General features: G+C 48.6%; 8 protein-coding genes. 6 read left to right on the plus strand and 2 right to left on the minus strand.

The genetic code is table 11. The features are described from left to right. The 3 genes from HXZ99_RS07220 to HXZ99_RS07230 all read left to right on the plus strand — a co-directional run bounded on the left by HXZ99_RS07220 (position 1) and on the right by HXZ99_RS07230 (position 2,994). Positions 1-987 (plus strand): serine/threonine protein kinase, encoded by a 987-nt coding sequence (locus tag HXZ99_RS07220; protein ID WP_194756609.1) that lies wholly within the window; start codon positions 1-3, stop codon positions 985-987. 68 nt (positions 988-1,055) lie between these two features. Next, positions 1,056-1,685, plus strand: a complete 630-nt coding sequence (locus tag HXZ99_RS07225) for a thiol:disulfide interchange protein DsbA/DsbL (RefSeq protein WP_194756610.1) — start codon at positions 1,056-1,058, stop codon at positions 1,683-1,685. Between the two features lie 31 nt (positions 1,686-1,716). Then, a complete protein-coding gene (locus HXZ99_RS07230; RefSeq protein WP_228517746.1) occupies positions 1,717-2,994 on the plus strand; it encodes a mechanosensitive ion channel family protein in 1,278 nt (425 codons plus the stop codon). A 19-nt stretch (positions 2,995-3,013) separates the two neighbouring features. On the opposite strand, the gene HXZ99_RS07235 is transcribed toward HXZ99_RS07230, so the two are convergent. Further along, complete coding sequence (locus tag HXZ99_RS07235) at positions 3,014-3,922, minus strand: acyltransferase (RefSeq protein WP_194756611.1); 909 nt, start codon at positions 3,920-3,922, stop codon at positions 3,014-3,016. Between the two features lie 136 nt (positions 3,923-4,058). Between HXZ99_RS07235 and HXZ99_RS07240 the strand changes: the two genes are divergently transcribed. The 3 genes from HXZ99_RS07240 to HXZ99_RS07250 are packed head-to-tail and all read left to right on the plus strand — an operon-like array spanning position 4,059 to position 9,171. Further along, a complete protein-coding gene (locus HXZ99_RS07240) occupies positions 4,059-4,682 on the plus strand; it encodes a hypothetical protein (protein WP_194756612.1) in 624 nt (207 codons plus the stop codon). A gap of 8 nt (positions 4,683-4,690) precedes the next feature. Continuing rightward, entirely contained in the window at positions 4,691-6,073 is a 1,383-nt protein-coding gene (locus HXZ99_RS07245; protein WP_194756613.1) for a Y-family DNA polymerase, read from the plus strand. Continuing rightward, positions 6,073-9,171 (plus strand): error-prone DNA polymerase, encoded by a 3,099-nt coding sequence (locus tag HXZ99_RS07250; protein ID WP_194756614.1) that lies wholly within the window; start codon positions 6,073-6,075, stop codon positions 9,169-9,171. The genes HXZ99_RS07245 and HXZ99_RS07250 overlap by 1 nt, the downstream gene beginning before the upstream one ends. Positions 9,172-9,227: 56 nt before the next feature. Here HXZ99_RS07250 and HXZ99_RS07255 read toward each other — a convergent pair whose 3' ends face one another. Beyond that, complete coding sequence (locus tag HXZ99_RS07255) at positions 9,228-9,782, minus strand: gamma carbonic anhydrase family protein (RefSeq protein WP_194756615.1); 555 nt, start codon at positions 9,780-9,782, stop codon at positions 9,228-9,230. Positions 9,783-10,126: the final 344 nt, after the last annotated feature.

The raw sequence follows: 10,126 nt of genomic DNA on the forward strand, positions 1-10,126 counted from the left end.
TTGAGCGACTTTAGCTTTCAAGGGGTCACTCCAGACTTGATTCTGGATGCGGTAGAGTCAGTGGGCTTTTACCCAGTGTCAGGTTTGTTGCCGCTCAATAGCTACGAAAACCGGGTTTATCAATTTCTAGCGGATGACCAAAAGCGCTACGTGGTGAAATTTTATCGACCACAGCGTTGGAGTGACGAACAGATTCTAGAAGAGCACCAATTCACCGCCGAGCTAGCGAACGCTGAAATTCCGGTGGTATGTCCGTTAGCGATAGCAGGCGAAACAGCGTTACAGTGGCAGGGCTTCCGTTTTGCTGTTTTTCCGAGTATTGGTGGTCGGGCATTAGAACCCGAGCAGTTAGAACAACTAGAAGATTTAGGTCGGCACCTTGGACGTCTGCATCTTACCGGTAGTGCCCGCCCGTTCACCTTTCGGCCTCAACTGTATACCCGTGCAGGCCTTGATGAAGCGGTTAATGAATTGCTTGCCTGTGAACTGCTCCCAGATAGTTTGCGAGAAGCTTTTCGGGCTATTTTGCTCCCAGTGGTTGCGCGGGTGCATGCGGTGAACTGGGATGCTTATACCCATGTGCGCCTGCATGGTGATTGCCATATTGGTAATCTACTATGGCGTCCGGAAGGGCTTACCTTGGTCGATTTTGATGACTGTCGACAGGGTCCTGCCGTTCAAGACTTATGGATGATGCTGTCGGGCGATCGATTACAACAGCAAATACAGCTAGAAACCCTGCTCGAAGGGTATGAAGAATTTATGGAGTTTGACCCAAGAGAACTGCATCTGATTGAACCTTTGCGTGCTTTGCGAATCATTCATTATATGGCGTGGCTAGCGCGGCGCTGGGAAGACCCTGCATTTCCTCATAATTTTAGCTGGTTTGCAGAGCCTAGATATTGGGAGCAGCAGATTCTTGCGTTGAAAGAACAACTCTCTGCCCTCGATGAACCACCCCTGCGCTTGCAGCCAGGTTTCAACTAGCGGCATAATGGACCTTATATCACATTGCCGTATCGATGATGTGGATCGAAAACAACAGGAACTGAATAATGCAAAAACTCGTAGTAATCGCCATGGCCGTTGTGCTGTTCTTTGCTGCCGCCTCAGTGCAAGCCTCATCTGAGCGCTTTCAGGAAGGGGTTCATTACACAGTCATTAGTGATGAAAAAAGCCGAAACCCAGAGATTATCGATTTCTTCTCACTCTATTGTAATGCGTGTTATCAGTTTGCAGGCTTTAGTGATTCGTTGAAAAATGAGTTTGGCGATGCCTTTCGCAAGTATCACGTCAACATTGTGGTGCCAAATAATACGATGCGCGAAAACATCATGCAGATCTGGGCAACAGCGGTTGTTTTAGGAGTGAACGAGGACTTCGCTGAGCGAGTATTCCAACGCCACTTTGTACGCAATAGCTGGGTGAACTCGGTGAGCGATGCAAAAGCGGTATTTGCTGATCTTGGCGTTGATGAAGAACGTTTTGATCGTGCATGGAATAGCATGCAAGTGCGTAGCTTAACTAACCGCATGCGTACCGCTCAGGACAATTTTAATGTTCGTGCAACACCAACTTACATTGTGAATCGCAAGTACCAAATGAATCCACAAGGGTTCCAGAACTCAACAGACTTTTTCAACGACTACCTTGCGTTAGCTCGTTACTTGATGAGCAAAGACTAGGTGATAGAAGCCGCGACTAGAAGGCAATGTAATGGATGACATGATCGAAACGTTACAGGATTCCATCAGTTGGTTGGAACGCCACCCAGAACTTCACATGGCAGCAGGGCTTTTCTTGCTGCTTATGTTAGCGTGGTTCGGCAATGCAGTGGTAAAGCGCTTGCTGGTGCGCGGTTTAATGAAAGCCCTGATGGCATCACCGTTGGGGCGCGATGAAACCCTGTCGAATAACACGGTTATCGCTCGCCTTTCGAACGTCATTCCTGCGCTCATTATTTCTGTAGGTATTGTATATGTGCCGCAGCTTCCCGAAGTTCTGATTTCCATTATTCAGAATGTTGCTAATGCGTTTGTGGTGCTGACCGTTGGGCTCGCTATTAATGGCGCTTTAACGGTTATCAATACCATTTATGAAAAGCGGCCGGGTGCACATTTAAAGCCGATTAAAGGATATATCCAAGTCCTGAAAATCGTGGTTTATGTGATAGCCGCTATCTTGATTATTGCTACCTTGATCGACCGGTCCCCGGTGATTTTACTCTCTGGCTTGGGAGCCATGGCAGCGGTACTCATGTTGGTATTCCAAGATACCTTGTTGTCGTTAGTCGCCAGTATGCAAATCTCTTCGAATGATATCGTCCGCGTTGGCGATTGGGTGGAGATGCCATCGCTGAATGCCGATGGTGACGTGATTGATATCGCGCTGCATACGGTGAAAGTGCAAAACTGGGATAAGACGATTACAACTATCCCCACGCGGAAATTCATTACCGACTCCTTTAAAAACTGGCGCGGGATGCAAGAGTCGGGTGGGCGTCGGATAATGCGAAATATTCTACTCGATCAGCAAAGTATTGGCTTTTTGAGTGAGGAAGAAAAAGAACGATTACGCGGTTTTCGTTTGCTCCGTGAGTACATGGAAAATAAACAAAAAGAGATTGATGAGTGGAATAAATCGTTGCAAGACGATGGTAAAGTGGCCATCAACACGCGACGTATCACGAATTTAGGTACATTCCGTGCCTATGTATTGAACTACTTAAAAAATCATAAAGGGATTCATCAGGAAATGACCATGATGGTCCGCCAGTTATCACCAACGCCTGATGGATTACCGCTACAGGTTTATGGCTTCACCAATACCGTGGCTTGGGCGGAGTACGAGGGAATTCAATCGGATATTTTCGACCATTTGTTGTCGATATTGCCGGAGTTCGGCTTGCGCGTTTATCAGCATCCCAGTGGCTTGGATGTACGTGAACTACGCCATGTCGTCAGCGACCTAAGCACACAAAATAGAGCCAGCTAAATGCTGGCTCTTTTTTTGATTAGGATTTTTCCCGTTCATAGACTTCACGGATGCGCTGATCTTTTAATGCCCAGCGCTCATTGAGCCAATTTTGGAAATGATCACGAAACTCGGGATCGTTAAAGTAGTCACCGCGCAGATCGTCGGTGACAGGAAAACGGTCAATGTACACGTAGATTTTTTCAAGACGGCCAGCAAGTAGGTCGAGTACGATCGGTTTGTTCGTGCGGCGCTCTGGATATACCAATGTGATGTCTAAAATTTCCTGAAACTGTTGGCCCATGGCCTGCAGCGTAAAAGACGTGCCGCCCGCTTTCGGTGGTAATAGGTACGTATAAGGACTTTTTTTATAAGCGTGTTTCTCAGGTGTAAAGCGTGTGCCTTCACAAAAGTTAATCACGGTTGTGGGGATATGACGAAACTTCTCACATTTTATCCGAGTGGTTTCTATGTCTTTGCCTTTGAGCTCGGGGTTCTTCTCTATTTGTTCTTTGCTGTAGCGTTTCATAAAGGGCATATCTAACACCCAACAGCCAATGCCGATCACCGGCACCCAAAAAAGCTCTTGCTTGAGAAAGAAACGGGGCATGGGCAGGTTCTTACGGGATAGATGCATTAAGGCAGGAATATCTACCCAGCTTTTATGATTGCATAAAATCATAAACCAGCCATTACGATCGTCGGGGATATCCCCTTCGATAATCCACTCCACTGGGTAACTGATGCTAAACATCCAAGACACCGCGTAAGCCCATCCTCGAAATACGCCGTTAGCCAGTCGCGATACAAACCGCTGGAACGGAGGAATCGGAATAAAAAACTTAAACAGGCCGAGGAAAATCACGGTGAGACCAATCACTAAGGTGGCGAATGCTCCCCATAAAAAATTAATGACAATTCGCAGGGGGGCTGGCAGGAATTTAAACATGCGCTAGCGTGCTCCGTGATTTTATTATTATTTCTTCATGATACCTGAACTTAGCAATAACGATAGCGATCCGCTTGCAAACGCACAAAATTTCTCTAGACTATACTGTATATACGTACAGTATTTTGAGGTGTCTATGCAGGCTCATTTGCAACAACTGATCGACCGTGGCGCTTTGTGGCAAGGGCGGCAAGCGCAATCTCAAGCCGTCACATTGGTTTCAGCCGCCGATTCGGTTTTGGATCAGGCGTTAGGCGGTGGCTGGGTGCGTAGCCGTATTCATGAATTGCAGGTTCAGCAGAGTTTTAGTGGCGAAATGGCATTGCTGGCACCGGCGATAAAGGATGCAGCAACACGTGAACTAGCCATATTCTGGATCGGGCCGCCGGCTATTCCGAATGCCCCCGCTTTAGCCAGTACCGGCGCCCAATCTCAGCATATTGTATTAACCCCAAGTGATGAAACCGATGCGCTTTGGGCCGCGGAGACTATTTTGCATAGCGGGCAAGCCGGTGTGCTGTTGTTGTGGGCAAAGAAATTATCAGCAACGGCAACCCGACGATTGCACTTGGCGGCGAGTGAGAGTGATGCCTATGTATTTGTTATTACAGGATGGCAACCGGAAGAAGCACGTAGCTACGGAACGCGGCTGCGTATTCATCATGAGCAAGGGCAAGTGCAGTGGCAGATTCTTAAGCGCCATGGCGGTTGGCCGGTACGCTTACCGCGACGCCCTTTGCCCCGGTGGCCAACTGGCTGAGGTTGTTGATGTGGATGTACCTCCAATTCCCCACCCTGCTGCTGGATAGAATGCAAGTGCTGCAACCGGAGCTGAAAGCGTTACCGGCGGTGCTTTTTCATGCTCAAGAGCAGCGTGTGATGCAAACGAATGCTGTGGCAGAAGGCTTGGGTATTCAGCGCGGGAATACATTATCAGATGCTTGGTTGCTCGCCGATACGCTACGCACTTTTCGTTGGCGAGAAGCGCGGCAACGGCATTTATTGCAACAGGTAGCCACAGATTTATATCAAGTTTTCGGAGTGATTAGCTTAGATCCACCCTTTGGGCTCTGGCTAGACTTAACTCCGATGCGGAAACTCTATCCGGAACCACAACAAAATCAGCTGCAACTGCAGCAGCAATTGGCGCCTTGGCAACTACGTTACCAATCGGGTGTTGGGGTTACGCCATTGCAAGCGAAAATGGTGGCGCAGTCACAGGTAACAACAGTCGCAGATATTCCTATCGGCTATTTACCCTGCCCTCAGCCATTGCAAGAGAAACTGCAACGCATGGGATTGCATACGCTCGGTGCGTTACAGGCAATTCCTCGGGCATTAGCCGGACGTCGGTTGGGGAAAGAGTTGGTGGTATTGCTGGCGCGCATCCAAGGTGAGCAACGCGAGAATTTACATTTTTTTAGGCCGCCGGTGTGGTTCTTCCAGCGCTTAGAACTCACCGCTGAAGTGAACCATTGGCAGGCGTTACGCTTTCCATTGAATCGGCTGTTGCAAGATTTAGAGCACTTTTTAGAGAGCCGGCAACAGGAAACGCGACAATTACTCCTTACCTTGTATCACCGTGATGAAGCGCCAACAGAGTTGGCGTTAGGATTTGCGCATGGTAGCTATCTAGCGCATGAATTAGCGCAGTTTTGTCAGCTAAAAATGGAGCACTGCGTGTTGGTGGCACCTGTGCTTGAATTAAGTTTACAGGCACGACAGCTGCAGCCGCGCCATCGTGATCATGGCGACTTATTAAAAGGTCCTCGTCAGCATAAAAAATCACTACCGCGTTTGCTCAATGAGTTGCAATTGCGGTTAGGTCAGCAGCGTGTATGGGGAATTCAGAACCGCGCAGATTGGCTACCCGAGCAAGCCTGGCACAAGGTTCCAGCAGGTCAGCCCCTTGGGCAAGCGCATATTCAGGAAAGGCCATTGTGGCTATTCCCTGAACCGCGGCCTGTACAGATCCAGCATTGGGTATTGTTGCGAGGTCCGGAACGATTTACGTTGCCTTGGTGGGTACAGGACAATGAACACATGTGCGATCGTGATTACTGGAAAGCACGTCATCGCGATGGGCAACCGGGTTGGCTCTTCTACGAGCATCAACAAGGCTGTTGGTGGCAACATGGATGGTTTAGCTAATGGCCTACGCAGAGCTTCATTGTTTAAGCCATTATAGCTTTCAGCGCGCGGCGTCTTCTCCCGAGGAGTTAGTGAATACCGCGGTGTCTCTTGGCTATCAAGGTTTAGCAATTACTGATGAGTGCTCAGTTGCCGGCTTAGTGAAAGCATGGCAAGCGGCAAAGGGCACATCGTTGAATTTAATCAGTGGTAGCGAATTTTATTGCTCAGCGACGGGTTTATTCGTGTTATTGGCGAAAAATCGCACCGGATATGCGCAATTATGCCAGCTGATTAGCACCTGTCGGCGCGCTGCAGAAAAAGGAAGCTATCAATTTCATGGTCGCCAATTACTAACCCATGATTTATCTGAATGTATTTTGCTGTGGCGTCCGTGCCCAAACACAGAGGCGCCAATTGCAGATTTGGCTGAACAACTTCAGACAAAATTCCCCCATCGTTGTTGGTTAATGTACCACCGATATTTGCGTGCAGATGACCGTGACCATACTCGTTGGATCAAATCCTGTAGTGAGCAATGGAACTGGCCCGTGGTGGCTACAGGCGGTGTGCTTATGCATGGCGAAGCGCGTTTGCCGTTGCTCCATGTGATGCAGGCCATTCGTGAACACAGTACAGTGACCGCACTAGGAGGAGCGCGCTTACCGAACGGCGAAGTGTGCTTGCGAGCGCTTGATGTACTGACCCAAGTATTCCCACAAGCATGGCGTCAAGCCACCCTCAGTATCTGCGCACAATGTCGGTTTGATTTAGGATCCCTGCGTTATGAATATCCAGCGGAAGTTGTTCCTAAGGGATTCACTGCTAATCATTATCTACAACAATTAGGGCAACAAGGTTTGCGCTGGCGCTATCCGCAAGGAGTCCCTGACAAAGTACGTCAACAGCTCGAAGCGGAACTCGCCCTAGTCGAAGAGTTGGGGTATGCCCACTTCTTTCTTACCATTCATGATTTGGTTGTGTTTGCTCGGCAACAAGGAATATTGCATCAAGGACGGGGCTCTGCTGCAAATTCGGTGCTTTGTTATTGCTTGGGAATTACGGCAGTGAATCCAGCTCAGTCCGATTTATTGTTTGAGCGTTTTATTTCCCGTGAGCGCAATGAGCCACCGGATATTGATGTGGATTTTGAGCATGAACGCCGAGAAGAAGTGATTCAATATATTTACCGGAAGTACGGACGAGATCGCGCGGCTTTAGCCGCCACGGTGATCACGTATCGGATACGAAGTGCGTTAAAGGACGTGGGCAAAGCACTTGGCTTTCCTGAAGCGCGTATTCAGCAATGGATAGATCGACTCGACCGACGTGATCAAGAGGAAGGCTGGGCGGAGCAATTGCGGAGCATGGGAGTGATGAATCATCCTCAGGGCGCGCACTTGTTACGTTTAACAGAAGAAATTTTACGTTTTCCGCGTCATCTATCTCAGCATGTCGGCGGCTTTGTCATTGCTGCGGGTCCATTGTCGGAACTTGTTCCAGTAGAAAATGCGGCCATGTCGGAACGTACCGTGATTCAATGGGATAAAGACGACATTGAAGCCTTATGCCTGTTAAAAGTGGACGTGCTAGCGTTAGGAATGCTAACCGCGATTCGCAAAACATTGACCCTACTCCCCGAGTTTTACCACATGACTCATACCCTAGCGAGCATCCCACAAGATGATCAGGGCGTGTATCGGATGCTGCAAAAAGCCGATTCTGTGGGCGTGTTTCAGATAGAGTCGCGGGCGCAAATGAACATGTTGCCGCGTTTAAAGCCTCGGTGTTTTTACGATTTGGTGATTCAGATTGCCATTGTTCGGCCAGGGCCTATTCAAGGGGATATGGTGCACCCTTATCTACGTCGTCGCGAGGGAAAAGAACCCGTGGAGTACCCAGGGCCTGCAGTACAGCAGGTGCTAGAGCGAACTTTAGGAGTGCCAATCTTTCAGGAGCAAGTGATTAAACTGGCCATGGTTGCAGCCGGATTCACCGGCGGAGAGGCCGATGCGCTGCGCCGAGCAATGGCAAGTTGGCGCAGTAAAGGCCAGCTAATGGCATTTGAGGAAAAACTAGTTCAAGGAATGCTAACGCGCGGATACACACGAGATTTCGCCGAGCGTTTGTTTGCTCAGATCTGTGGTTTTGGCGAATATGGCTTTCCTGAATCTCACGCGGCGAGCTTTGCCAATCTGGCTTATGTATCTTCTTGGTTAAAATTCCACTGCCCTGCGGCATTTTATGTGGGGCTATTGAACAGTCATCCCATGGGTTTTTACTCCCCTTCTCAACTTATTCAGGATGCACGCCAACACCAGGTTGAAGTATTGCCAGTATGTATTAATCGGAGTCTTTGGGATCATCAGCTCGTTGCTCGCAACGGAGAACCGGCAATCCGCTTGGGTTTTCGATTAATCAAAGGAGTGCAAAAGCAAGAGATTGAAGCGTTAATCAAGCACCGTCCTGAAGCGGGCTTTCAGAATATGAATGACTTTGAAACACAGTCAGAGTTGCTGTCGTTATCGATTAAAACAAAAGAACAGCTCGCCAGTGCCAACGCCTTTTCCTGTTTAGCAGGGCATCGCTATCAAACCCGATGGGATATGACGAAGCTCGACTATAAGAAGCAAAGTGATCAACTATCCTTGCTCGCAGTGGCGGAAAACTATAGTGGTGATTATACCCTCGCCGCTCCCCATGAAATTGCCGATATGAGCGAAGACTTTGCCAGCCTTGGGTTAACGCTCGGACGTCATCCAGTGGCTCTATTAAATGAGCAAGGCGTGCTCCCTCATCACCGCAAAGCAATAGAGTTGCCTCAATTGCGACATGGACAATTGGTGACAGTGTTAGGTTTGGTGACCAACAGGCAGCGCCCGGGCACGGCGTCAGGGGTCACCTTTATGACACTAGAAGATGATACGGGAACGATTAATGTTGTGTTGTGGCAAGATTTGGCCAAGCAACAACGACGGGAATGGTTAAAAGCTCGTTTGCTAAGAATTAAAGGTGTTTTAGAAATGGAAGGTGATGTCATTCACGTGGTCGCCGGGGACATGAAAGATTTAAGTGCACGCTTGCCAGTAACGAAGATAAAGTCGCGAGATTTTCACTAACTTGTTTAGCGCTGTTCATGCGGATGCAGGAACAGCGCCAATGGCAACGTGCTAAGTTAGCTTTGCGCTTCTTTTAAGTACTCGTCTTTTAAATACACATAGTTTGCCGCCGATTTCTGCAAGAAGTCTCGCTCTTCCCCAGTCAATTCCCGTGCTTTCTTTACGGGGCTGCCCACGTATAGATAGCCACTTTGCAAACGCTTACCCGGAGGGACAAGCGAACCGGCGCCAATAATGACATCATCCTCCACCACAGCACCATCCATAACCACAGCAGACATCCCGACTAGTATCCGGTTACCCACGACGCAGCCATGCAACATACAATGGTGACCCACAGTCACATCATCACCAATCAGTAACGGATAGCCGTGAGGATCATCGGGGCCAGTACGCGTAACATGAAGTACGGAACCGTCTTGAATATTAGTGCGGGCACCAATGCGAATATGATTCACATCGCCTCGCGCGGCCACGAGAGGCCAAATGCTACTGTCGTCGCCGATCTGGATATCACCTACAATCACCGCCGACGGGTCAACATAACAACGTGCACCAAGTTGAGGGTACTGACCTTTATAAGGGCGCCCTTTTACTTCGTTCGTAGACATAATCACCTCTTTCACCATACGCAAGCTCAACGGAACCAAGTGTCCGAGTTTTCTTGCTGAACATAAACTGAACCAATATTGTGTGATCTTACGTCAAGTTGAATGATTTTTCTGCGGTTGAGCAAAAAAACCTTAAAAACATGCAGAAAGTACTTGCTGGATTCCGTTACATCTCTATAATTCGCCCCACTTCGACGGCAATTAAGACAAGTACTTAAAGTGCTAAGCCAACGAAATATGGGTAAGTGAGGCAGTGTAAAGTTGTGAAAACAGCAGCTTCTCACCAAATTTAAAGATAACGTCTCATAAAGAGTTGTTAACTTTCTAATAACAAGCCCATATGG

The organism is Aliidiomarina indica, from assembly GCF_015354615.1.
Classification (GTDB): Bacteria; Pseudomonadota; Gammaproteobacteria; order Enterobacterales; family Alteromonadaceae; genus Aliidiomarina; species Aliidiomarina indica.